This window comes from Spirosoma validum, assembly GCF_014699035.1.
GTDB classification, from domain to species: domain Bacteria; phylum Bacteroidota; class Bacteroidia; order Cytophagales; family Spirosomataceae; genus Spirosoma; species Spirosoma validum.
Genome location: NZ_JACXAA010000002.1, coordinates 225,033 through 250,591, shown reverse-complemented (window position 1 = coordinate 250,591; position 25,559 = coordinate 225,033). Strand labels below are relative to the sequence as shown.

Sequence of the window (25,559 nt, the reverse complement as noted above, 5' to 3'; positions counted from 1 at the left end):
CAAAGTTATCAGTGGAAAGCTTTACAATGCTATAATCGTTACGGCGGACCGTTACATAGTCGGCTCTTTTATGCTTTTGGCCGGGCAAGAATGGCGAAAAATTCAACAACAAAGCCGCCCATCACCACAATCGGGCCGAGCGTCAGCCCTAAAAACCCGAATCCAAATTCTTCTTTGTCGAGGCTCATGATAAAAAATCCAGCCAGAATAATTCCGATACCGGCCAGCATCAACACGTAGTTCTGCTGACCGAAAGGTAAAGCTGCTGACGTTGACGGACGGGTAGGTTCTGATAACGTTGATCGAATCGGTGCCATTTTAGGCGATGCCGATGGCGTAACCGGTGCTTTTTTGGCGGCTTCTTCGCGAGCCAGCGTTGCCGAACTATATTGTTTATCTTTTGCCATGTCCTTGCTGTGTTATCAATATATCATGAACTATGTAAAATGAATAATGACTTTCCAAAAGCTGGTTTTATTCATTCTCATCGTCCATCACGCCTATTCATTTGTCCATCAATAAAGTTCATCTAACGTTAGGCCCAGATACCGGTGGACGGCCTGAAACGTACTCAAAAAACCAATTAGAATCCCTAATCCTACCAGACCCGCCATTAGAGCAATCACTTTTTCAAGATCCTGAAAAGTGCCCAGTTCAGGCAAGTTATGTTTAGCGACTTCCCACCCAATCAAGAGCAGTCCGATGGCAATAACAGCTGCCAGAAAGCCCTGCCACATCCCCCGACCCAGAAAAGGTCGGGTAATAAAACTGTTTGTAGCACCAACCAATTGCATGCTCCGAATCAGCAGTCGTTGTGAATGAATCGCCACCCGAATGGTATTGTTCATCAGCACCACGATGATCAGCAGCAGGGCTAGGGCAAACGCCGACATCACAATATAAATTTTCGTGATGTTTCGGTTGATGTTGTCGACCAGGTTTTCCTGATAAACAACCTCAAACACGCCATTGATCTGCTCCAAATCCTGTTTTACTTCCTGTAGCTTTGCTTCGTCGAAATACGCTTCGTTAAGCTTTATCCGGTAGCTGTCACGCAGCGGATTTTCACCCAGAAATTTCGAAAAATCTTCTTTTGTTTCAGCAATAAACTCTTTGGCGGCCTCGTCTTTTGTAACCAGGGTCACCTGAGGTTCGCCATTGGTTACCAGCACATAAGGTTGTTCAGCAATCGTACGCGACAGGTTTCCTACTTTTCTTGAACTGAGCCCTTTGTCCAGAAAAGCCCGGACTTCATAGTTCTCACGGATATACGTTACCAGTTGCTTCGACTGAATCGCCAACAGTCCGCAGAAACCAATTAAAAACAAAGCCAGGGTTAAACTGAATAAAATAATACCGCTGGGATACGCACCTACTGTTTTTTTCGTACGAGCCATTTAAGGGGTTCGTGTTATGAGACAAAAATAATGGATTCAACCGGTGAACGGCCGAATTTAACAAAATTTAGCAAAAGGGCATAGAGTACGGGGTAAATGGCAATGGGGGTTGGACACTTTATGAACTCCGCTCACCCCTTTGCGCCAGGCCCTTTACCAAATGCTTGCCGTATGTCTGCTGGGTAGCCAACCTCAACCAGATACAGGCCGTTTGCTGGCGCTGCCCTACCCGCCACATTCCGGTCGCGGGCCAGGATGATCTGCTCGAAGCGATCGAGGCTCAGGCGATCCTGCCCTATGTCGATCATGGTACCGACGATTGTACGGACCATCCCCCACAGAAACCGATTTGCTTTAATGTGAAACGTCAGGCAATCGTCATTTGTATACGACCAATAGGCAAAATCAAGTCGACAGTGAAAGTTCGTTACGTCAGCGCGCGCTTTGGCAAAACTCTGAAAGTCGGTATGTTGGAGGAGTATCTGGCAGGCCGCATTCATTTTCTCTATTTGTAACAATGGGCGAAAATGAAGGGTCAGGCCACTGTGGAATGCGCTTTTGTGCCGGGTGATGTGGTACTGATAGTAGCGGGAAATAGCCGAAAACCGGGCATGGGCCTTTTCCGGAACCGCAACGATCCGATGTATGGCAATGTCTTCGGGTAGAATGCAGTTCAGGGAATAAAGAAAGGTTTCTGTTAGCGGTAGTGGTTCCGGCACATCGAAATGAGCGAATTGCTGCTGCGCATGAACGCCCGCATCCGTGCGTCCGCTTCCCATTACGTAAATTGGCGTGCCAAGTCGTTGGGTCAGAGCCGCTTCGAGCGTACTTTGCACGCTAATTCCATTTGCCTGAGTCTGCCAGCCATGATAAGCCGTACCGCGGTACGATAATTCAATAAAATAACGCATCGGGCACAAAAATACCGCTTAATCAGGACTTGTCGGTGTTATTTCACGAACCCTGCATAGCCACTGCCAAAGCGGTACCTGGCTGTTCCTTCTAGCTGACGGATCGGGCAGCCAGTTATTTTGTATTGTTCCTCAGCGAGAAATCATAGATTTTCAGCGATGAGCCGAACTCGCTGCCTTTGTTGTACAGAAAGGCATATTCACCCGCTGCTACGTCCTGCTCGAAGTACAGTTTGTATAGCGTATTGCTGATCTTTTTGAATCGAAAAGGGACTGCCCCCGTGCCAAAACCGGACTCGCTTGTGTAAGACGATTGTCGCCCAATGACGACTTCGCGACCCCGTCCGCTCACCTTAGCTCGAATCATGACAAAATCATTGGGGCTGGCCACGCCATCGAAGACGGACTCAGCCACATTGTTCATCGTTTTTCGATTGGCTCCGCTAAAAACCAGATAAAAAACCGGACGATTATCTTCAACAACCATATTGGCCGACTTATTGGCCAATCCCACACGCTGGGTAGTGCCTGTTATCCCCATCGTATAGTTATTGGCAACAGCCTCACCTACACTTCCGGTCTTGGTCTGGTTGGTAGTAGTTGGTTCCAACTGCATGTATTGTGGTTTAGGCGTTTTATATTCCTCATAATAAATACCCGGTTCAGCAAATCGATTACGCGTGGCGATGGGCAATGTTTCAGGATGTGGCGGCAGAGCGCCTGCAATCAGGTTCGGATTAGCACTTTGCTGCTGCGCTCGTTTAGGCACCATCATCACCTTCACCAGTTGGTCAGGTACTTTGGCATTTTTGAGCGTAATAATATCATCCGTTGACAGATTGAAACTGGTCTCGCTGTACTGAATTTTTTTGGTAATGATCTCGCGGGACACTTTACCCGCATACAGATCGATGATGTCCTGATTCCGAAGCGTAGGCAGGGGCGATGACGCCAGCATCATAGCATCCACAATCGGGTCAGGAACGGTAGCCTGCTTAAGCTCAATCAGTCCGTTCGTCGACATATTAAACCGAGAAGCACTGGCCTTAATTTTGTCTAAAACCAGGTCGCGGGCGACTTTAGCTCTGACCATATTAATGATACTCTCATTCGTGATCACTTCCTGCGCTATTGCCGTTGCAACAGTGAATGTCAGTCCAATTAGGAGGCAAATAGATTTAAACATGATAGTGTGAAATAAGGAATGGAACCAGGCGCCGATAGACACTTTTTTGAACCATTAATTGCGCTTAAAAACCTGTAATCATTCCTTAATTCGACCCTTATAGCCAGAGGTAACAGCCATTCATCATTTATTTGTCTGGGTGCATTACTACGTCCTATGGAAGCGTAACCACTAAAATGCAATGAGGTGACACAGTTGCCTGCATCACCTCAGTATTCTTGGTACTACGTATCTTACATTGAAAACTAAGCCGTCTCTTTCTTCAGCTTGTCCCGCAGTTGAAATAATTCATCGCGCAAACGGGCGGCTTCCAGAAAGTCAAGGTCTTTGGCAGCTCGCTCCATTTTCGACTGGGTTTCGATGATGACTTTTTCCAGATCGCCTTTCCCCATGTACCTCACCACAGGATCGGCAGCAATACGAATTTCGTCAGGCTCAACGTAAAAATGCTTGGGTTTCGAATCGGCCACTTTGGTCTGACCCATAATCGATTCGCGCGACTTCAATACCGTTGTCGGTGTGATTCCGTTATCGGTATTGTATTCCATCTGAATCGCCCGGCGTCGATTGGTTTCGTCGATAGCTTTCTGCATCGAACCGGTAATACGATCGGCATACATAATTACTTTTCCGTTAGCATTCCGGGCCGCGCGACCGATTGTCTGAATCAGGGATCGGATGTCGCGCAGGAATCCTTCTTTGTCCGCATCCATAATGGCAACCAACGATACTTCGGGCAAATCCAAGCCCTCACGTAACAGGTTGACACCCACCAGTACGTCGAAATTACCTAGCCGTAAATCGCGCAGGATTTCAACTCGATCAAGCGTTTTCACTTCGGAGTGGATATAACGCGTTTTGATGCCTACCCGATCGAGGTATTTCGTCAGTTCTTCGGCCATCCGTTTGGTCAGCGTCGTTACCAATACGCGTTCGTTCTTTTTAACCCGGCTATCAATCGACTCCAGTAGATCATCGATCTGATTCAGACTTGGGCGCACTTCGATTTCAGGATCGAGCAGACCCGTTGGCCGGATAAGCTGTTCAACGACTACACCCTCGCTCTTGCGAAGTTCATAATCAGAAGGCGTGGCCGATACGTAGATCGTCTGGCTCGACAGATCCTCGAATTCCTGAAACGTAAGCGGTCGGTTATCCATTGCCGATGGAAGCCGGAAACCATAATCAACGAGGGCCGTTTTACGCGAACGGTCGCCCCCCCACATGGCCCGGATTTGTGGAATCGTTACGTGGCTCTCATCAACCACCATCAAATAATCATCCGGAAAATAGTCGAGTAGACAGAACGGTCGCTGCCCCGGTTGCCGTCGATCGAAGTAACGTGAATAGTTCTCGATACCCGAGCAGTAACCTAATTCACGCATCATTTCGAGATCAAACTCCGTACGTTCCTGAATACGCGTGGCTTCCTGCTCCCGAAACTCCGACTCGAAGTAACGTACCTGCGCCACCATATCGTCCTGAATCTCATGAATAGCCCCATTCAACGTATCACGACCCGTTACGAAAAGGTTTGCCGGGAAGATCGTAACCAGATTCTCATCCGACATTTTCCGGCCCGTCGAAGGGTCAATACGCTGGATGGTTTCAATTTCGTCGCCGAAGAAAATAACGCGATACGCAAAATCAGCGTAGGCGACGTACAGATCGACGGTATCACCTTTAACGCGGAAATTTCCCCGCTGGAACTCGCCTTCTGTACGACTGTAAAGTATGCTTACTAACTGATGTAAAAACTGGTTGCGACTCATCTGTTCGCCAACGCCAATCCGCACTACGTTCCGTTTAAATTCCTCGGGATTACCCATGCCGTAAATACACGACACCGAGGCCACCACAATCACGTCGCGTCGACCGCTCATCAGGGCCGACGTTGCCGCCAGTCGTAGCTTATCGATCTCCTCGTTGATGGCAAGGTCTTTTTCGATATACGTATTGGTTGTAGCGATGTAGGCTTCCGGCTGATAGTAGTCGTAATACGAGATAAAATACTCGACTGCATTTTCAGGGAAGAATTGCTTGAATTCGCCGTAAAGCTGAGCTGCCAGCGTTTTGTTATGGCTCAGGACGAGCGTAGGACGATTGGTTTGAGCAATGAGGTTGGCTATTGTAAATGTCTTACCAGAGCCCGTCACGCCTAATAGTACCTGCGATGGTTCACCTTCGTTTATACCCTTAACCAATTTTTCGATGGCCTTTGGCTGATCGCCAGTGGGCTGGAATTCTGAGGTTAATTTGAAATTCATTCGTGCCGTTTATAATCTGGCTAATTTACGAAGATTTAGGATGGGCAACAAGGGGTATTTCTGAAAAATATATACCTTAATTTACCGGCGAAATCATACCCTCTCCACTTAGAGGTAATCTGTATAGCAGGATTGTCAATTGTCGACATTCACATAACTCATTCATGGAAAATAATCACACGAACACTATTGACTACGTCCGTAAACAACCTGTCTGGGCTTTTTGTCTGCTCTCTTTTTTCACCGGTGGCTTGTATACGATTTACTGGTTTTTCAGAGGCTGGCGTTTCCTGAGAGATTTATACGATCTGGATGTTTACCCGTTCTGGCGAGCCGTATTTTCCATCTTTTTTGTCCACACATTTATGGACTACATCAACGACATTGCCGTTGAAAAAGGGCATCCCGGCAGTCAAACCAATGGCTATGCATCGGGATTTGTGGTTGTCGCCATTGTGCAGCGTTTTTCGGCTCGTGTAGTGCCGATGCAGTATGCCGCATTGCCTCTTTTGCTGATGCCGTTTCTGTTTCTGATCCCTACTGTAAAGCAACTGAATTACATCTACGAACAGGATCACCCCAACGCCTATCTTCCGAGCTTCAGTGCCGCAGAAGCTTTTATCCTTCTACTTGGCGCTGCAGTTGTCGTGCTGGGGGCAATTGGTACGCTGATGGGCGAAATCCATTAGCTCGCAATCTTTACAAAATCATCAGATTACAACCCCGAACATCCGAATTATCGAACCGACCGATGACGCGAAAATTAGCTTCTTCGTCTACATACTGGCCCAAATCCTGCGTTTCGATAAACGAACACGAGTCCAGATTGGCCAAGTCTACTACGTTAATACCACCGGTTCGAGTGTAATTGTCAGGATAGATCAGAAATGGATCGTTGATATCCCGCAGAAACACACGTAGCGTCGAACTGGGCTGGAACACACCCTTGCCATGCGAATATGCCTGCGAGAGTAATTCCGTCATACCGTACTCTGAATGAACCGTTTGTATACCCAGCCGACTCATCAGAATTTCGTGTACTTCTTCCCGTAACAATTCTTTTCGGCGACCTTTCATTCCACCCGTTTCCATAACGATCAGGTTCGGAAGCTGCCCCAGAAACGATAAATCCTGGCCTGATTCAGCCCAATCGAGCAATCCGAACGTAACGCCAATGAGCAGAATCTTTTTCGCGTCGGACTTCTGAGAAAGGCGACGAAGCCGTTCCGTCAGCTCCTGATGGTTGTGGAGAAAAAAACCGGATTCATCTGAATCGTTTTGGTCCATAAATCGCTGAACCATATACACGAGCGAGGAGTTATTTCGTTCAAGGTAAGATGGTAGAAGCGCCAGAATATGAAAATCGCGGAGTGAACCATAGGTTTGCTCGAAAATCTGCGTGCTGATGGCATCATAAAGCGCCGGATCAGGTACGTAGTGACGACTGGTCTGTTCACCTGTAGTGCCGCTGCTGGCAAAAGTCAACGTATCAAAAGAGTTAATATCGGCTCCGGTCAGCACCGTATGGTTTTTAAAGAAACTGATTGGCATGAATGGCACCCGGCGTAAGTCCGTAATCTGTTCAGCCCGAACATTGAGGTGATGCAGGTAATTGCTGTAAACCGGATTGTAAAGTGCCTGATACCGAAAAACGGCTAAGGCCAGCGACTCAAACGTACGCGGGTCGTGAAAATGGCGGCTTAGGGTTAGAATTTGCTGCCGAAGTGCCTGTCGAAGCAATTGAGCCTCGGGCGAAAGCGTTAATAAAAAAGACAAAGTAACAAAAGCGTTTATTGATCAACGAATACAACAGTATGCGACGGCAACTAATTCAACCGTATCTCTTTCTGTTAGGCATGGGCCTAATTCTATCCTCCTGTTTTAACGAACCCAATTATTCTGACGTACCGGCGATTGATTTCAAAGGTATCGATCGGTATACAATCGCGGCTGGGAGAGGTGTAGGTCAAGGAAAACGAGATTCGGTGGTGATTACGATTGGATTTAAAGACGGGCAGGGTGACTTGGGTATTGGCCTGCCTCCCTCCAATGCAGATACGCTTCGCTATAAGTCCAACGGCGGCTGGGGCAATTACCAGATCAAGACATTCCGACTCGTAAACAGGCAGTATCAGGAGGTTCTGCTATCGGTTAACAACGCCTTGTATTTTCCGGAACTAACAAAAGGTAAACCCAGAGGGGCCATTGAAGGGACTCTCGATTTTACGCAAATTTTTCAGTATGGTACCAGTTACAGGCTCTTTCCTACCAAATTTCAAATTAAAATTCGGGATCGCGCTCTACAGGAAAGCAATGTTATCGAGACGGATACCATTACACTCCCTTATTATGAAAACTAGCCCCTTTTGTGGTTAGTCAGCATTCAGTACAATCCGAAAGGTTGTTCCTTTACCAACTTCTGAACTTTTCACGTACAGCCTGCCATCGTGGTACTCTTCCACGATGCGCTTGGCTAAGGTTAATCCCAGCCCCCAGCCGCGTTTTTTGGTACTAAAACCCGGCGAGAATACTTTTTGCATGTTTGCCTTCGAGATGCCTTTTCCCGTATCCGTAATATCAATGGCAACTTCCTTGTGCGGTAATGGCATAATCTTCAGTCGCAGTTCACCCGTACCTTTCATGGCATCGACGGCATTCTTGCAGACGTTCTCGATCACCCACTCAAACAGCAATTTGTTGATTTTAACCATCTGATTCGGTGGCAGCTGACTAGACAGGCTCATTTTTACCTTCGTTGAAATACGTCTCGCCAGATAGTCCGTAAACTGCTGCACGACATCATTCAGGTTCTCTTCTTTTAGCGTTGGTACGGAACCTATGCTCGAAAAACGGGCGGTAATCGTTTCCAGTCGTTGTACATCCTTCTCGATTTCGTCGGTTATCGATCCGTCAAACTGATCAGGGTCAGAACGCATATACTCCACCCACGCCATGAGCGACGACATCGGCGTGCCTAACTGATGAGCCGTTTCTTTCGCCAGACCAACCCAAACCCGGTTTTGTTCCGCCCGCCGTGATGAGCTGAACGCCAGGTAAGCCAGTACCCCCAAAGCCGTTAGAATGGCCAGCAAAGCGTAAGGAAAATACGTTAGCTGACGTAATAATTTTGAGGTACTGTAATAAACTAAACCCTGCTGCCCATCTCCTATGTTAACAATTAGAGGTGAGTGTTCTTTCCGCATTTCAATAATCGTTTTCCGTAGAAAGGGTTCCTTTTCCTCATCCGTTGTACCTTCGGGAAAACCTACATTTAATTCACCAGCTATTTGATTGTTCGGATTCACATAAATAACTGGGATTGACTTATTAGCCTGTAAAATTTCGCTTGTAACAAAGGTCAGGTCGCCCGCGTCGGGATGGCTCGATCCGTACAAATAGCCTATGGCGCTTGCATAAAGCTGCACATATTGCTGCTCCCGGGTTTCCAATTTGGTAATGAGCCGATCCGTATACAGTAGCGATCCTGTTCCGACCAGCAACAGATTAAGCGCTACTATAATTTTCAGAATATTATTCTGACTATAAATGTCAAATGACTTTAGCATATCATCGTGCTACCTATTTCGGCCAAAATCGCTGAAAGACCTTCATAAATAGCGTTCATCATGGTGTAAAAATAGAATGAATAAGCAACCAATCGGCTTAAGTCTCCGTATTCAGCTCATATGGAACCAATGTATCCCTCTGTTAACGTTAAAAGCGCTTTAATGGTGTAAAATCGAACGTCTGACTGACGGTTCTTGTTTCAAATATGAATAGGATTGAGCAAAGACAGCACTCATCTATTTGGATGAATTCTAAATAGCAAACCGATCAGTCAGGACATATCTATGTCCGGCAATTATGCTGTAATTTTGTAATGGCTGATGCCGATTAGTACCATTATACCAATGTTAGACACCTTCAAAGCAATTAGTTTGTCCCACAAAACAGCACCTCTTCAGGTGCGGGAATTAATTGCACTTAACGAAGATGAAGCCAAGCGACTTATGCTCCGGCTTCGGGATTTTTTTGGGCTAACTGACCTACTGGTTATCTCGACCTGTAATCGAACAGAAGTGTATTACGCTTTTGAACAGGATCTTAATAATGATATCGCCCGGCTGTTGTTGATCGAAAAAGGATTGACGAATACAGACAATTATTTGCCTTATTTCCAGTTTTTCGATTTGCATAACGACGCCGTTCGACACTTATTTGAAGTTTGCGTCGGTTTGCATTCGCAGGTTGTAGGCGATATGCAGATTCCTAATCAGGTGAAACAGTCGTATCAATGGTCAGCCGATTTAGAAATGGCTGGTCCATTTTTGCACCGGCTGATGCATACCATTTTCTTCACGAACAAGCGAGTAGCCCAGGAAACCCCGTTCCGGGATGGGGCCGCGTCAGTTTCGTATGCAGCCGTCGAATTGATTGACGAGTTGGTTGGTGAACACCAAAGCCCTAACGTACTGGTAATTGGTTTAGGCGAAATTGGAACAGACGTCTGCAAGAACTTAGAAGCCCGATCTGGAGGAGTGTGGAGCCGAGCAAATATTACTCTCTGCAACCGAACCCAGGCGAAAGCTGAAGCGCTGGCTGATCAACTCGGTTTTCGGGTAGCTAACTTCGCCGACCTAACCGATGAAATTCGGCGGGCTGACGTGATTATCTCGTCGGTCATGCTTGATGACCCCCTAATCACGCCCGAGTTGTTGCAGGACATAAAGGTCCTTACGTTCAAATATTTTATTGACTTATCCGTACCACGTAGTGTTGATGCGGCTGTTGAACAGATTCCCGGTGTATTAGTTTACAACATCGACAATATCCGCAAACGCGCTGACGAAGCTCTTCAGCAACGCCTGGCGGCCATTCCACAGGTCGAGTCAATTATCAAACAGGCCGTAGCGGAATTCGGCGACTGGTCGAAGGAGATGGTTGTATCGCCAACGATCAATAAACTTAAGAACGCGCTGGAACAAATCCGTCGCGATGAAATTGCCCGGCACCTGAAACATTTAACTCCCGATGAGTCGGAAAAAATAGACAAGATTACGCGAGGGATCATGCAGAAAATTATCAAACTGCCCGTGCTTCAACTCAAAGCAGCCTGTAAACGGGGTGAAGCCGAAACCCTTATCGACGTACTAAATGATCTGTTTGATTTAGAAAAACAGACCGCCGACGAGCCCAAACGTAGTTATTAGTCCCGCGATATTTCAATCATCAAAACTCCCGATTCGGCAACGACTCGGGAGTTTTCTATTTTTGTCATGCTGACGAAGGAAGCATCTTCGGATGAGCAAAAAATAGCTGAGAGAAGATGCTTCCTTCGTCAGCATAACAAAAATTATGACCCGACTCATCAATGCCCTTTTTCGTCTGTTTCTTGTCGCTGTAGTCGTAGCCGGATTGATTGCGATCTGGGAACAAATTCGGGGCAATGATTACCTGAGTCGTTTTCGACGTGGCGACAAAACAACGCAAAGCATCATTCTGAAAGAAGTTACGTCGCTGGGGAAGCTGGAGTTAGTGAAATATACGTTCAAGGATATTGTTGAGCATGAGCAAGTCAATACGTTCCTACCCAATGCCAATGCGGTTCTCATTGTGGAAGGAGAAGCTACAGGCTGTATCGACTTAACTCAGATTGCCCAGACTGATATTGTTGCCGATGGTGACTCAGTTACAGTGCAGCTACCCAAGCCTGAACTCTGCGGCTGGAAAATTAATCACGACCGTTCACGGGTTTATGATACCCATTTTTCATTCCTGAACGAATCGCAGTTGGTCAGCGATGCTTATCGACAGGCAGAGCGTCAGGTTCGGCAATCAGCGTTAACAGGTGGTATTCTCGATCAAACCCGACACAACGCCGACCAAATGCTACGTCCTCTGCTGGAACGTATCTCGGGCAAGAAAATTAGACTAAAATTTCGAGAATAAAACATAGTTGAACCACAGAGGCACGGAGAACACAAAGCTACTGTAATGCCAAAACTTTGTGTTCTCCGTGCCTCTGTGGTCAATTGATATATTTCGGATAGCGTCAGTTCAGTTTATACCACTCTACTTTTTTTAACGGTGCACGTCGGAAAGCGGCTCTTGATTCTCCAGTTTGAGGGCCGTAATTCTTCTCAAGATAATCCAGTACCACTTTTTCGGATTCACCCAAATCCCAGAGCTTGTGGTATTTCTGCATCCAGCGGATGCGCTCCACCCAGCCTGCTCGTGTGAAACGATGCTGTAGAATCAATTTTGAGGAATGACAGGCCGTACACTGGGACTTCACCATCATCAGGTTTGAATCATCTATCAATCCCGTTTCCTTGTCAATTTTTACGGTATCCGCCCTAGCCGATATTGGGGCCATCCGGTTCAGCTGAGATGGACGAAAGCTAACCAGCCCGACCAATACACACCCGACAAAGAAAATAGCTGTTATAAATTTCATTACGTTGCAGGATTTAGCCTGTTTATACCGCTTTTACGGCGATTCGATGACAGGCATTGTTAAGATAACCGCCGGGATTCCATTGGGGAATTACCATGGGCTGCATTACACCTTTATTATCGGTAGCCCGCACCCACACTTCATAATAACCCTGTTGTGGGAACGTAACGTCGGCGGTCCAGTGCTGCCAGGCCAATCGGTTTTTAGGACGTTCCAGTTTCGCTTTTTGCCACGTAGTGCCGTAATCAACAGACGTATGCACTTCCGACACGTCCCGATCTCCCGCCCAGGCATGACCCCGTAACGCCAGGGTTTTCTTAATGTCGATCGTGGCCCCCGTTTTTGGATACGTAATGAGCGACTTGACCGGCATCGACTCGATGATGCGGAAGTTTTCAGGTGTTTCAGGAATTTTTTCACCGGGTTCTACCGGTCGGATCGGCATTTTGTAGCTATGCCCTTCCATCTTGGCGCCATCGTGAATTTTGTTACGTACGGCAATCGTATGCAGCCATTTCCCCGATACTGATGCGGGCCATCCGCCAATAACTAACCGAAGCGGGTAGCCATGTTCCAGCGGAATATCCCGTCCGTTGACAGCCCAGGCAATCAGTGTTTCATCCTCAAGCGCTTTTTTGATCGGTACTCCTCGTGAAATAGCTACTTTCGTTGGGTCCTGACTTAAGTGCGGGTCGTTTCCGTAATAACCGATGTAAACCGCATCATCTTTCAGCCCGACATCCGCCAGAATATCTTTCAGCCGAACGCCCGTCCATTCAGCGCAGCTAACGGCTCCCTGATCCCACGGATTGCCCGTTGTCTGGGGCTCGTATCCCGATCGGCCGTTTCCTCCGCACTCCAGCACTAACTGATACGTATAATTTTTGAATCGCTTCTTCAGATCACTGAGGCTATACGTTTTTACGGTTTTTACCGACTCTCCATTTATAATAAGCGCCCATTTCGTTAAGTCAGTTGGTGCCGCTGGAATCAGGCCATTGTTGCGGACAAACATCTTTTCAACGGGCGTAATGGCATCATCCAATAAATGAACGGGTGTTTCAACATTCCAGGGCTTATCACCCAGCACCTTCATATCCGGGCTTTTCCCTTTAAGCGGGTCATAATCAAAGGCTAATGGTACGTAATGCGGGGGTATTTTCTCAGCGAAAACTACTTCAGTGCCGACTAAAGCGGCCAGCGTAGCTAATGCACTTTTTTGCAGAAAACCTCGTCGGTCATGAATCTGATTTTGCATTGATTCTTTTTCGTATTTTACGATCAGGAAATTTTGGTAACTTATCACTCGATTGTGCGTCTCACCAGACAAACGAAAGTAATACCCTTTGCAAAATTAACGCTCGCATTGGTGAAACCACGTAATCCAGTTTATTTCATCGGAATTAACGGATGTACCGTAAGAACATTTTGCTGGCCCGAATAGTGTATTTAAGAGTTTTTAATCAATATAGCTTTTGAAAAAGCGTTTGTTTATAAGAATTTGTCAAATGCCCTGATAGCTTATGAATACGACCCCATCAACCGTCAAGAATGGAGATCTGCTAATCGCCGAACCGTTCATGGGCGACACAAATTTTGATCGAAGTGTGGTACTGGTTTGCGAACACAGCCCATCAGGTACGTTTGGGTTGGTGCTGAATCAACAGACGGATATTCACCTGGGCGACGTAATCGAGGACGTACATCCCGACCTTCCTTTATTTGTTGGTGGTCCGGTACAGCAAAATACGTTGCATTTTATTCACCGCCGTCCCGATTTGATCGATGGGTCAACCCGCTTGATCAATGGTTTATACTGGAGTGGTGATTTTGACCAGGTCAAACAGGCTATCAATCTGGGTACGCTCACGGAGCGCGATGCTCGCTTTTTTATTGGTTATTCTGGCTGGAGCGAGGGTCAGCTAGACGCTGAATTGCTTCAGAAAGCCTGGATCATCAGTCGCACCACAACCGACTTTCTGTTCGATACACCTACGAAAGAATTTTGGCGGGGCGTATTAAAGCAAATGGGGGGCGAATACAAGTCCATTGCCCATTATCCAGTCGATCCACGGCTCAATTAATTGGTTCATTGACTTCGCTCGGCAACGTAACGACCGCTTCTTAACTTTTTTTAACCAATTTTGTGCGGTCTCGAGTCCAACCCTTCGGTACTATTACGTTATCGAAAGGTAAACGCTCTTTTAAACGTTCTGTATGCATACGTATCGATTACTCTTTTTTCTTTTTTCAATTACCTTATCTGGCGTCGTATCGGCGCAGAGCAATAAACCTGTCGGTGGTCATTTTGGGGTAAAAGTTGGCGCTAACTTCACACAAATAGCCATTTCGGGCGCGAGCCAAAACATTCCTAAACGGGCGCTGGAACCCCATCTGGGTGTTATGTATCGCTATCGGTATAATCGGCTTGTAGTTCAGCCCGAAGCATTGCTTTCTGTCAGAGGGGGTACCTTTCAGCAGGAAGTAGCAGGCAGTACCACAGGTGCCCGTACAACCAATGGGGTTTCCTATTATTACGCAAGCCTTCCAATTTTACTAGGGTTTATTCCAACGGAAGGGTTGACGATACAAGCCGGACCCGAGTTTAGTTATGCCCTCAATGCTGGCCAAACGGGTGGACCTGGCGCGAAGAGTGATTTTGGCATAGCCGCGGGCGTGCATTATGATTTCCTGGACATGCTCAACAAATTCAGCCTGCACATTCGATACGTTCATGGCCTGACCAACATATCGCCCGAAGCCACAGCGATTTACAATAACCGAAATCTTCAGATCGCTCTGGTATACAATATTTTTCCGAACAAGAAGAAAAAGTAGAGACGCAAATATGCGTCTCTACACAACCAAACTTATGCTTTCCGATTTTGGTATTATTCTCCTGTTTATTTTGGGCGCTTTCGCGTTCATAGCCATCGTGCTGTTTGTAGCGCGGATGCTACGTCCGCACAGACCGAATGTCGAGAAAAACAGTACGTATGAATCGGGGGAAGAGCCAATAGGTAATGCCAACGTACAGTTTAATATCCGGTTCTACGTAGTAGCGCTGGTTTTTGTGTTGTTCGATGTGGAGCTGGTCTTTCTGTTTCCCTGGGCCACCGTATTTGGGCAGGCCAGCCTCATCAAGGCTACTGGCGGACTGTGGGGCTGGTTTGCCCTGACAGAAGCCGTACTTTTCGTTGTCATTCTGGCATTAGGACTCGCTTACGTCTGGGCGAAAGGGTATCTGGACTGGGTGAAGCCACAGCCGAAAATCCCAACGATCGAGACCAAGGTACCGGCCAACTTGTATAAACAGGTCAACGAACGCTACAAACGTTGAATCGCTTTCTATCTTGTTGCTGGTTGATAAACGTATTCTTTATCAGCTCATTATCAACCTGTTTATTGGCTCAACAACTGGCTGTTGATGCCTATTGGGTAAAGATTGTAACAACAGAAGGAAATCGCTTCAGTGGTGTATTGAGCGATATTGATAATTCGCATCTCTACCTCACGCAGGAACGAAATACCTGGCGAACGGATGATGGCCGGATTCCTATTGATCGGATACGCAAGGTGGCTATTCGTCGAAAAAATCAAACGCCCGCAGTGATTACAGGCGCGGTTCTGGGGGGATTGTTGGTCGGTTATCTAGCTAATCAGTCTTTGCGCACGAATCAGACTCGCAGTCCTGTTTCACATGGATTAACCCTTACCTTTGCGATAGCAGGCGGAGCAGCCGGAGGGGTAGTGATTGGTTCTGCCGTTGGCAGGCTAACGCGTCGGGTTATTCGACCCTTACAACTGGTCGATCCGGCAACGTTTCTCCTTCGTCAGTTGGAACCCTTTAGTGTTCGCTATCAACAAGATTTCATGTATCGATTACCCAAACCGCTTCAGTAATATGACTCCCGACTCAACATCCAATAAAACCGGCGAAGCCAGCGTCATTTTGTTGCATTCTGAAGAACTGCTGAACTGGTCGCGCGAAAAATCGCTGTGGCCGCTGGGTTTTGGGTTGGCTTGCTGCGCCATTGAAATGATACAGACGTTTGCCGCCAGTTATGACCTCGAACGCTTCGGCATTTTCCCGCGCCCTTCCCCCCGGCAGGCCGACATTATGATTGTGTCGGGCACCGTGACGTATAAGATGGCGGATCGAATTCGGCGTCTTTATGAACAAATGCCTGAACCGCGCTACGTCATTTCAATGGGTTCCTGCTCAAATTGTGGCGGGCCGTACTGGCAGCATGGTTACCACGTCGTGAAGGGCGTTGATCGGATTATCCCAGTTGATGTGTACGTACCTGGCTGCCCTCCCCGCCCCGAAGCCTTGATCGACGGTTTTCTGAAATTACAGGAAAAAATCCGGACCGAGCATCCTTTGCTTGACAAGAGGACATTGGACCAACAACAGCTGGAAGCCCAACAGCTTGTATCTTCGTCAGAGAAATCGGTTCAACCCGATGACCAGGACCTTTCGACCCCGATCTGATGAATGCTCTGTCTACGGCCCTTCAGCAAACTCTTCGGTCAGCCAAATTGCTATGGCTTCTGTATGTTATTACGTTGGTTCTGGGCCTGGTGGCAGCCTTACCGTTTTACAATACACTCAAGGTAGAAGACCAAAATTCGCTGGCTTTCCTGGATTTGCTGAACGGGTTCGACTACACCATTTTTTCGGATTTCATGCACCGCAGCAAACGGGTCATTGCTCCCCTGATGAGTGTTAGTCGCTGGCTGGGGCTAGTGTACGTATTTCTGAGTATATTTTTCGCGGGCGGCATTCTGGCTCGCTTTACGCAGTTTACGGCGTTACGTTCTCCTGAACCTTTCTCGGTCGGCATGTTCTGGCAAGCCTCTAGCTACTACGTCGGTCGGTTTTTGCGATTGTTTGGCGTTACGCTCCTATTTGTCATTATTGGGGGTGGCCTTTGGCTGGTGTTGGGCACGTTGATCGGCGTTGCCTTGAGTGATACGTTCACCGAACGTGGTCAGTTCTGGATTGGCCTCATATTTTTCATTCTGTTTGCCTTAACGGCTACCTTTTTTCTCTGCATTGGCGACTACGCCAAAGTGTTGATGGTTCAGGAAGATGAGCACAAAGCCTTCCGCGCCTTTGGCCGGGCGGGGCGGCTGGTGCTACGTAACGTTGGCAAAACGTACGGTTTGTATTTTCTGCTGATTCTGATCGGAACCGGTTTCTTCGGCATTTATTTTCTGATTGACGACGCGATTCTAATGAGCGGCTGGCTCACGATTCTGCTCATGCTCGTTGTTCAGCAAACACTGATTTTCGCTCGGGTTGGCCTGAAAGTCTGGTCGTTGGGGACAGCTTATGCCATTTACCAAGTCCTGCCGAAACCCCAGCCAATAGCTCCTCCCCAACCGACACCTGCCCCTGTTCAGGAATCAACTCCAGATGAGGAAACTCCTCCGTCAATACTGGAATAATCTCCCGACTTATAATCCAGTTATTGACTCGCGACTAAGTCTGTAAAGGCTTTACAGAGCCTGTACCACGTGGATAATGTTTAGTCTAAAAAGCGTCTCCACCACTTTACAGACTTGGTCACAAGCCGATAAATTATCACCGTTCCGGCACGGTCAATCGTTGCGGGCCCGGCTTCGGTTTGGACAGTTGCAAATGGTCACAAAAACGCCCTTATATTGTCGCGATTACCCCTCATGAACGTACCTCGTTCAGTTTAACTTTGTGCAAACAGTAAACGAATAACAAACAACATGAGAAAAATCAGAATTATAGAACATACCTCACTGGACGGCGTAATCCAACACGAAAACGACGAAAACTTCGCGCACGGCAATTGGCAGGCAGCCTATCGAAGTCCGGATGGATTAGAGGCTGCTCTGGAGGCACAGGGCAGCCCCTTCGATCTGCTGCTTGGCCGACGCACTTATGATAGTTGGTCCGACTACTGGCCGAAGGTCGGGAATACTTCCATGGCGAACAGTCTGAATGCTGCGACGAAATACGTGGCGACCCACAGGCCAGACAACCTCGAATGGGGCCCTGTCGAGGATTTAGGCTCGGACATTCTGGCGGGCATTCGTGGCCTCAAATCAACCGATGGTCCTGATCTGATTGTCTGGGGAAGTTCAACACTGACGTCGGTGTTGCTCGATCAAGGACTAGCCGACGAGGTTGTGCTGCTTGTCTACCCGATCCTGCTGGGCCGGGGCAAACGCTTTTTTTCGGAGAGTGCCGACCCACGCGAACTTTCTTTGGTCAGCACGAAGGTTACATCCACGGGCGTGCTGATAAACACGTACCGACATGTTGGATCGCTGCGGACCTAAATCTGCTTTATAAGTACCAGACTGTTTACGAACCTACTCACGAATCAATAACGTAGGTTGTGACTAATTTATCACAGAGAAACGGTCGACCGCTGCTATCCTATATTTATATCATAATAATCTCACTATCAGCATCATGTCGGAGGTATGAACTAATGGTATACCTCCGACATTTCCCATTATCCAACTCAATTCCTGCCTTTTAAAAGCCGTATATTTTACTTTCTGAAAAATATTTTTCAGAGATAGTGAGGTAATAAAGTCCAAACTTGTCTATGTTAAGTACCACCCGCTTAACGGAAGTTTGTATGCAGCTATTACCGTTAAACAACAATCCGCGTAAAGCCGATAGTAGTCCTTTATTTTCTGTAACTCATCAATCCGAATCCGAAGCAAACGTAACGGACGATGAGCTTGTATTCAGACAGTTATTCGCACAGGATGCCAAACAAGGTTGCGCATTGCTGTTCCGACGCTACTACACCAATCTGGTTAATCATGCGGTTCGGTTTGTCTATTCAAAAGAAGTCGCCGAGGATTTAGTAGCCGAAGTGTTCACCAACTTTTGGCAGGATCGCCTTTTTGAGCAGATCACTACGTCCTACCGGGCTTATCTCTACAAGGCCGTTCGCTATCGGGCGTACAATTACCTGCGCTGGGAACTCCACAAGTCGGATTCTCTCGAATCGGCCAATGACCAATCCATGCCTGCGTCGCTGCAACCCGACCAGGTGCTGCACTATAGCGAACTCCACCAAAAAATTGAGTCGGTCATTCAGAACCTGCCTCCCCAGTGTCAGCGCGCTTTTCTGCTCAGTCGTATTGAAGGAAAAAAATACGCTGAAATCGCGCAGGAGATGCAGATCAGCACGAGTGCTGTCGAAAAACTGTTGATCAGAGCCCTTAGCAAACTACGTCAGGAGTTAAAAGCGGAGTGGTTTATAACGGTCATTCTGTGGCTTTCGATCAGCGCTTCCTACGTATGTATATGAGGTCATCAGGCCGCCACTTGTCTAATCGACAAACCATGAATTAGCTATGAATCCGTCGCTTACCAAAAAAGTGATCTTTGATTTTTTCGATGGAAAGGCTACGGCTATCCAGCGAAAATACGTGGAAGCCTGGCTGGCTGATGAGGCTAATCAGGAAACGTACTATCAGTATTTAGATGAATGGGAAAGTCAACGGCCTCAGTATCCTGTTGATGCAGAAAAAGCCCTGGCCTCTTTTCAGTCGGTTCTGGATAACTCGGAACGGGTTGATACACCGGTCAAAACCCTGAAAACGATACGTCCGGGCTGGGCATTCAATTGGCGAGGCTGGAGCATTGCCGCTTCGATCCTACTTGTAGCACTGTTGGGCGGGTTTCTATTCCGGTCAAAACTCCTGTATAAATCGTACGAAACGGCTTACGGACAAACCGCTACGTATCGACTTTCGGATGGTACGTCGGTTATCTTAAATGCCAACTCGACGTTACGTGTCCCGCGGTTTGGGTTTGGCAACAACACACGGGAAGTGTTTCTGGAAGGTGAAGGTGAATTTAACGTAACACATACGATTAATCATCAGCGCTTTGTCGTCAGAACAGCCGACAATTTCCAGGTCGAGGTGCTGGGTACTGAGTTCGTTGTGTACGCTCGCGAACGGGGCAAACGCGTTTTCCTGAACAAAGGCAAAGTAAAATTAGAATTGCCTCAGGGTCAACAGCTTTACATGAAGCCCGGCAACGTAGTGACCGTTGCGAATTCCGGCAAATACCAGCTTACGCAGGCGGCACCCGCCCGGCCTTATACCGCCTGGAAAGACCACTGGTTTTACTTCGACAATACCACCCTGACCGAAGTGGCCGCACAGATTCGGGAACGCTTCGGCGTCAACGTCGTCGTTGTTGATGCTGCCCTGGCCCAACGACGTATCGCGGGGAATTTCAAAGCGGAAAAAGTGGATGATCTACTTCAAATCCTTTCGGAGCTACTGGATCTGAACATCGTAAAAACCCATCAACGTATCGAATTACGAACTCCTAACTACCTTAATTAATTATGTTACGTTTCCATTTACCCAAGTTGGGGCTGGTGCTGCTTGGCTTCCTGTGCCAGCAACTGGCGCTGGCCCAATCGGTGGTGCTGGCTCGTCAGCAAAGCAAGGCGCTACGTACCACACAGACCCTTCCGGCAGAGTCCCAAAAGTTAAAAGAGGTTCTGACGAACCTGAGCCGTCAGCATCAGATCAGTATTTTGTTTGAGGAAACGACCGTGCAGGGAATCACCGTTACACCCGACGCTCTGTTACGTTCCGGTAAACTGGAAAAGCAATTGCAGACGTTGCTGAAACCCCACGGCCTGGTTGCCAAAAAACTTAACGACCAGGCGTACTACATCATCAAAGCACCAGTAAAGGCGGCTAATTCGTCGGCAAGTATCGCTCCTACCGAGGCTGACCAGCGACTGATCCCAGACGGTAATTTTACGACTATTCAATCCTTGCCACCCACGTTGGAGACAGTGGTAGCCGCAGATGTTCGGGTCAGTGGGCGCGTAACGGGCGAAAAAGGGGAAGGCTTACCAGGCGTCAACGTAGTGATCAAAGGCACGATTCGCGGTACAAATACTGACGCCGAAGGAAATTATCAGCTGGCGGTTCCCAACGACAAAACAATTCTGGTTTTCAGCTTCGTCGGCTATACAAGCCAGGAACTCCCCGTTGGCAATCGGACGAGTCTGGATGTGCAGTTGCAGCCTGATGATAAATCGCTGAACGAAGTTGTGGTCGTGGGTTATGGTACCGTTAAGAAAAGCGATCTGACCGGAGCCGTTGCCAAAGTAGGCGAAGCGAATATCAAAGCAACCCCTATTCCTTCGCTCGATCGCGCCATGCAGGGCCGGGCAGCGGGGGTACAGGTGATCACCAACTCAGCGCGCCCGGGCGGAAGTGCCACGATACGTATCCGTGGGTCAGGTTCGGTGAACGCCAGCAATGACCCGCTCTACGTAATCGATGGATTTCCAACGGGAAATCTGAATTCCATCAATACCGATGATATCGAAAGCATTGAGGTGTTGAAGGATGCTTCCGCAACTGCCATTTACGGCTCCCGGGGTTCCAACGGCGTCGTGCTTGTGACAACCAAACGCGGCAAAGCAGGCAAGACGGTTATCAGCTACGATGGCTATTACGGGAGTCAGTCCGTTCGGCACCAGATTCCGCTGCTCAATGCCCAGCAATTCGCCGAATTTGTCAATGAAGCGCGCGTAAACGGGGGTGGAAAACCCTATTTCGATGGATCTACAGCGGATCTTCCCCTGCCTTCTACCTTAGGCGCCGGCACCGATTGGCAGTCGCTGATTTTTCAGAAGGCCCCCATCCAGAGTCATCAGTTGTCGGCGTCGGGTGGGTCCGATAAGTCGCGTTATGCGGTTTCGTTCGGCTATTACGATCAGCAGGGAATCATCCTGAACTCAAATTTCAAGCGGTATACGCTACGTGCCAATCTCGACAATAACCTGACATCGCGCTTAAAAGCGGGGCTAACTATACAGGGGGCTTACACAACCGGCAACAACGCGCGAACCGATGTAGATGGTACCAATGGCGGAGGTATAACGAGTGCCGCCCTGACGTATGCACCTAATTTCCCGGTTTATAATGCCGACGGCAGTTACTATAAAAACACAGGCGCTCTGAATGGCTACGGCGTGGATAATCCACTTGCGATTGCGAACGAAATCACCAATACCACCCAAACGATCCGGTTACTGGCCAATTCATTTCTGGACTACTCGATTGTGGAGGGACTAAATTTTCGAACCAGTTTCGGGGCGGATCTGCAAAGTGGCAAAACCAATTATTATGCAACGCGCCTAACTACAGCGGGCGCTACCCTGGGGGGTGATGCGGCTGTATCCAATAACCAGAACGTTGGCTGGCTGAACGAAAACACGCTGAATTACAGCCGTCAACTGTCGCCCCGCCATACTCTGAGTGCGCTGTTGGGCTACACGATTCAGGGGCTTGCCGCCGAAACCGTAACGGCTAACGCCAGTACGTTCTCCGACGATTTTGCCGAGTTCAATAATCTCGGAGCGGGTTCAACGCTAACAGCACCCAGCTCAGGAGCCAGCGACTGGCGGCTGATTTCGTATATCGCCCGGGTCAATTACGGGTTTGACGACCGCTTTCTGCTGACGCTGACCGGTCGGCGGGATGGGTCGAGCCGATTCGGCGAAAACAACAAATTTGGATTTTTTCCTTCGGGAGCCATCGCCTGGAAGCTGGCGAACGAAAAATGGATGAAAAACCTGACAATGATTTCCGACGCCAAACTGCGGCTGAGTTACGGGTTATCGGGGAATCAGGAAATCGGGAACTACCAGTATTTGGCCAACATCAGTGCTTCCCCCTACATTCTGGGTGGTACGCTCAATGTGGGGGCGACCACGGCAGGGGTGGCTAACCCTGACCTGCGCTGGGAGAGAAACGCTCAATTCGACGCGGGGCTGGATTTCGGGCTGTTCAATAACCGGGTTCAGGTGACCGCCGACTACTACGTCAAAACCACCTCCGATCTGTTGTTTCGGGTGGGTATTCCAACGTCATCCGGCTTTTCGACAACCCTGAAAAACGTTGGCAGCGTGCAGAACAAAGGATTTGAATTAGCCCTGAACACGGTCAATATCGATAAAGGCGGCTTTCGCTGGACGTCGGAATTCAACGTTACGTTTAACCAGAACAAGATTCTGACGCTCGACGGTCGGGAGCAGTTTACAACCGGCACCGACGCCCTGATTTTCAATACGGCGGTTAATCCCATCCTATTGAAAGTAGGCAGTCCGCTGGGTAATTTTTATGGTCGGGTCATAGATGGTATTTTCCAGAATCAGGCCGAGATCGATGCCTCGGCACAGAAGGGTACTGCCAAACCCGGCGACATCCGTTACAAAGATCTGAATGGAGACGGCGTCATTAATGACAACGACCGCGACATTATCGGCAATTCTAATCCAAATTCATTTGGGGGATTTAACAACACCTTCTCCTACAAAGGCTTCGATCTCAACATTTTCGTTCAGGGCACCTTCGGCAATGACCTGCTGAATTACGGCAGCTTCGATCTCCTGAACCTGACGGGCGGCAGCAACCAGTCTGCACGGGTGCTGGATCGGTGGACACCCACGAATCCCAGCAATACCATCCCACGTGCCAACAGCGCTGGCGGTTCACGGATTCTGTCGACGTTTCAGATCGAAGACGCATCGTACCTGCGGTTCAAAAATATTTCGCTGGGTTACGCCCTCCCCCGCACACTGCTGGACCGGTTGGCAATCAGCTCGGCCCGCGTGTACGTAACGGCGCAAAACTGGTTCACGATCACCAACTATACCGGCTACGACCCCGAAGTAAACCGCTACGGTGGCACCTCAACGAGCCAGGGCCCCTCATTGAGCCAGGGGCTGGATTACGGGGCTTATCCATCGGCCAAAACCGTGTTAGTTGGCCTAAATCTGAAATTTTAAATTCTTTCCTGAGCCATGAAATTTAAACACATAGCGCCCGTTCTGGCCCTTGTTCTAACGGCCTGCGAAAGCCAGCTAAATCTGTCGCCCGTTACGAATCTAACCAATGTAACGTACTACAAAACTGCCGACGATGCCAAAGCGGCTGTGGGTGCCTGTTACGCAGCCATTGGCTATAACGACCCGTTTCTGGACCTGGTCAGCACTGACGACGCGATTCCGTTTCTGACCGGCGCTGCCGACCGGCCGTTGCTGTGGCGGTATAACATTACGCCCTCCAACTCGTTTGTTTCGTTCTATTCGGGGGCTTACAATGGCATCAACCGGTCGAATATCGTGATTGGTCGACTGCCCGGCATTTCGATGGACGAAAGCCTGAAAAAGCGGTACATCGCCGAAGCGAAGTTTCTGCGGGCTCTGCATTATTTTAACCTCGTCCGGCTCTACGGCGACGTACCGATCGTGACGACCGAAACCACTTCCCTCGAAGGATTGGCCCTCCCGCGCGACCCGGTTGCCAAGGTATACGAACTGATCGAAACCGACTTGAAAGAAGCCGAAGCCGTTCTACCAAAAACCTATCCAGCCAGCGAGTCGGGACGCATTACGCTGGGCGCAGTCAAAGGAATACTGGCTAAAGTGTATCTAACTCGGGCGGGCACCACTGCTGGATCGTCTTACTGGGCGCAGGCAGCTACCAAAGCCAAAGAAGTGATGGATCTGGGCGTCCATGATCTGTATGCGAATTTTGCGGATGCGTTTGCCCTCACGGCACGAGGTGGCAAAGAAAATCTGGTTGAAATTCAGTATCTGACCGACGTACGGGGGCACGGCGATGGACGTGGGTATGGCGTACGATCGGCGGCCATTTATCCTGGTACCGGTTCGGGAATTGCCCGCCCAACGGCCCAACTGTACAATCTATATGCCGATAAGGACACCCGCAAGGCCGTTACGTTCCTGACGTCGTATGTTTATAATGGGGTAACGACTAATTTATCCATCTCTGACCCTGATTTTACGAAAGCCATCTCGTTTCAGAAACGATGGGACAAAACGGCCAAAACCGCCGGTGGTGAAGGGACCAGCAAAACCATCCTTCGGTATGCCGACGTACTGCTGATGTATGCCGAAGCCGCCAACGAGGTGAACACCGGTCCTACCGCCGACGCGTATGCGGCTCTGAACAAAGTACGTACCCGTGCTGGACTAACTGCCCTGTCGGGGCTTACGTATCAGCAGTTTAAGGAAGCGGTCTGGCTTGAACGGCGCCTGGAGCTGGTGTTTGAAAACAATCGCCGGTTCGACCTGGTACGTACTGGTCGTTTGCTCGACGCCGTCAAGGCCGAGACCAGCTTTGGCCGGAATCCAACCATTCAACCATTCCATGTCCTACTGCCCATTCCGCAGGCCGACATGGACGCCAATCCGTTGCTGAAACAGAATGATGGGTATTAATGGCCGTCGCCCGATAACCTACGTACTACGCTTATCATCCTCGACT

General features: G+C 48.6%; 24 protein-coding genes. 15 read left to right on the top strand and 9 right to left on the bottom strand.

The window, feature by feature from the left end:
* Positions 1-68 precede the first annotated feature (68 nt).
* From IC230_RS05915 to uvrB, 5 genes are all read right to left on the bottom strand, one after another.
* Positions 69-407 (bottom strand): DUF3098 domain-containing protein, encoded by a 339-nt coding sequence (locus tag IC230_RS05915; RefSeq protein ID WP_191038060.1) that lies wholly within the window; start codon positions 405-407, stop codon positions 69-71.
* Positions 408-515: 108 nt separating this feature from the next.
* Positions 516-1,397: a cell division protein FtsX gene (locus tag IC230_RS05910; RefSeq protein WP_191038059.1), complete on the bottom strand. Its 882-nt coding sequence runs from the start codon at positions 1,395-1,397 to the stop codon at positions 516-518.
* Between the two features lie 131 nt (positions 1,398-1,528).
* Positions 1,529-2,308 (bottom strand): tRNA pseudouridine(38-40) synthase TruA, encoded by a 780-nt coding sequence (gene truA / locus IC230_RS05905; RefSeq protein WP_191038058.1) that lies wholly within the window; start codon positions 2,306-2,308, stop codon positions 1,529-1,531.
* Positions 2,309-2,423: 115 nt separating this feature from the next.
* Positions 2,424-3,494: a hypothetical protein gene (locus IC230_RS05900; protein WP_191038057.1), complete on the bottom strand. Its 1,071-nt coding sequence runs from the start codon at positions 3,492-3,494 to the stop codon at positions 2,424-2,426.
* Between the two features lie 245 nt (positions 3,495-3,739).
* Positions 3,740-5,761, bottom strand: a complete 2,022-nt coding sequence (gene uvrB / locus IC230_RS05895; protein ID WP_191038056.1) for an excinuclease ABC subunit UvrB — start codon at positions 5,759-5,761, stop codon at positions 3,740-3,742.
* 164 nt (positions 5,762-5,925) lie between these two features.
* Here uvrB and IC230_RS05890 point away from each other — a divergent pair, with 164 nt between their 5' ends.
* A complete protein-coding gene (locus IC230_RS05890; RefSeq protein ID WP_191038055.1) occupies positions 5,926-6,450 on the top strand; it encodes a hypothetical protein in 525 nt (174 codons plus the stop codon).
* 10 nt (positions 6,451-6,460) lie between these two features.
* On the opposite strand, the gene IC230_RS05885 is transcribed toward IC230_RS05890, so the two are convergent.
* Entirely contained in the window at positions 6,461-7,537 is a 1,077-nt protein-coding gene (locus IC230_RS05885; RefSeq protein WP_191038054.1) for a LuxE/PaaK family acyltransferase, read from the bottom strand.
* A 38-nt stretch (positions 7,538-7,575) separates the two neighbouring features.
* On the opposite strand from IC230_RS05885, the gene IC230_RS05880 reads away from it, so the two are divergent.
* The gene (locus IC230_RS05880; protein WP_191038053.1) at positions 7,576-8,121 is read left to right on the top strand and encodes a hypothetical protein; all 546 of its coding nucleotides are present in this window, start codon (positions 7,576-7,578) and stop codon (positions 8,119-8,121) included.
* Between the two features lie 12 nt (positions 8,122-8,133).
* Here IC230_RS05880 and IC230_RS05875 read toward each other — a convergent pair whose 3' ends face one another.
* A complete protein-coding gene (locus IC230_RS05875) occupies positions 8,134-9,327 on the bottom strand; it encodes a sensor histidine kinase (protein ID WP_191038052.1) in 1,194 nt (397 codons plus the stop codon).
* Between the two features lie 345 nt (positions 9,328-9,672).
* On the opposite strand from IC230_RS05875, the gene hemA reads away from it, so the two are divergent.
* Positions 9,673-10,971, top strand: a complete 1,299-nt coding sequence (hemA, locus tag IC230_RS05870; protein WP_191038051.1) for a glutamyl-tRNA reductase — start codon at positions 9,673-9,675, stop codon at positions 10,969-10,971.
* 145 nt (positions 10,972-11,116) lie between these two features.
* Positions 11,117-11,710, top strand: coding sequence for a DUF4230 domain-containing protein (locus tag IC230_RS05865; protein WP_191038050.1), 594 nt, complete (start codon positions 11,117-11,119; stop codon positions 11,708-11,710).
* Between the two features lie 103 nt (positions 11,711-11,813).
* Here IC230_RS05865 and IC230_RS05860 read toward each other — a convergent pair whose 3' ends face one another.
* Both IC230_RS05860 and IC230_RS05855 read right to left on the bottom strand, forming a co-directional pair.
* Positions 11,814-12,218 (bottom strand): hypothetical protein, encoded by a 405-nt coding sequence (locus IC230_RS05860; protein WP_191038049.1) that lies wholly within the window; start codon positions 12,216-12,218, stop codon positions 11,814-11,816.
* A 22-nt stretch (positions 12,219-12,240) separates the two neighbouring features.
* Positions 12,241-13,476, bottom strand: a complete 1,236-nt coding sequence (locus tag IC230_RS05855) for a sulfite oxidase (RefSeq protein ID WP_191038048.1) — start codon at positions 13,474-13,476, stop codon at positions 12,241-12,243.
* 265 nt (positions 13,477-13,741) lie between these two features.
* Here IC230_RS05855 and IC230_RS05850 point away from each other — a divergent pair, with 265 nt between their 5' ends.
* From IC230_RS05850 to IC230_RS05800, 11 genes are all read left to right on the top strand, one after another.
* A complete protein-coding gene (locus IC230_RS05850) occupies positions 13,742-14,302 on the top strand; it encodes a YqgE/AlgH family protein (RefSeq protein ID WP_191038047.1) in 561 nt (186 codons plus the stop codon).
* 133 nt (positions 14,303-14,435) lie between these two features.
* Positions 14,436-15,056 (top strand): porin family protein, encoded by a 621-nt coding sequence (locus IC230_RS05845; RefSeq protein ID WP_191038046.1) that lies wholly within the window; start codon positions 14,436-14,438, stop codon positions 15,054-15,056.
* Positions 15,057-15,090: 34 nt separating this feature from the next.
* Positions 15,091-15,558, top strand: coding sequence for an NADH-quinone oxidoreductase subunit A (locus IC230_RS05840; RefSeq protein WP_191038045.1), 468 nt, complete (start codon positions 15,091-15,093; stop codon positions 15,556-15,558).
* A gap of 65 nt (positions 15,559-15,623) precedes the next feature.
* A complete protein-coding gene (locus IC230_RS05835; protein WP_223860357.1) occupies positions 15,624-16,121 on the top strand; it encodes a hypothetical protein in 498 nt (165 codons plus the stop codon).
* Between the two features lies 1 nt (position 16,122).
* On the top strand, positions 16,123-16,713 hold the full coding sequence (locus tag IC230_RS05830; protein WP_191038044.1) for an NADH-quinone oxidoreductase subunit B: 591 nt from the start codon (positions 16,123-16,125) through the stop codon (positions 16,711-16,713).
* The gene (locus IC230_RS05825) at positions 16,713-17,672 is read left to right on the top strand and encodes a hypothetical protein (protein ID WP_191038043.1); all 960 of its coding nucleotides are present in this window, start codon (positions 16,713-16,715) and stop codon (positions 17,670-17,672) included. Before IC230_RS05830 ends, IC230_RS05825 begins: the two co-directional genes overlap by 1 nt.
* Positions 17,673-17,963: 291 nt before the next feature.
* A complete protein-coding gene (locus IC230_RS05820; RefSeq protein ID WP_191038042.1) occupies positions 17,964-18,539 on the top strand; it encodes a dihydrofolate reductase family protein in 576 nt (191 codons plus the stop codon).
* Between the two features lie 308 nt (positions 18,540-18,847).
* Positions 18,848-19,531, top strand: a complete 684-nt coding sequence (locus IC230_RS05815; protein ID WP_191038041.1) for an RNA polymerase sigma-70 factor — start codon at positions 18,848-18,850, stop codon at positions 19,529-19,531.
* Positions 19,532-19,577: 46 nt separating this feature from the next.
* Positions 19,578-20,582 carry a FecR family protein gene (locus IC230_RS05810; RefSeq protein ID WP_191038040.1) on the top strand — a complete coding sequence of 335 codons (1,005 nt, stop codon included), beginning with the start codon at positions 19,578-19,580 and terminating at the stop codon, positions 20,580-20,582.
* Positions 20,583-20,584: 2 nt separating this feature from the next.
* On the top strand, positions 20,585-24,055 hold the full coding sequence (locus IC230_RS05805) for a SusC/RagA family TonB-linked outer membrane protein (RefSeq protein WP_223860355.1): 3,471 nt from the start codon (positions 20,585-20,587) through the stop codon (positions 24,053-24,055).
* 15 nt (positions 24,056-24,070) lie between these two features.
* The gene (locus tag IC230_RS05800; protein ID WP_191038039.1) at positions 24,071-25,513 is read left to right on the top strand and encodes a RagB/SusD family nutrient uptake outer membrane protein; all 1,443 of its coding nucleotides are present in this window, start codon (positions 24,071-24,073) and stop codon (positions 25,511-25,513) included.
* Positions 25,514-25,559: the final 46 nt, after the last annotated feature.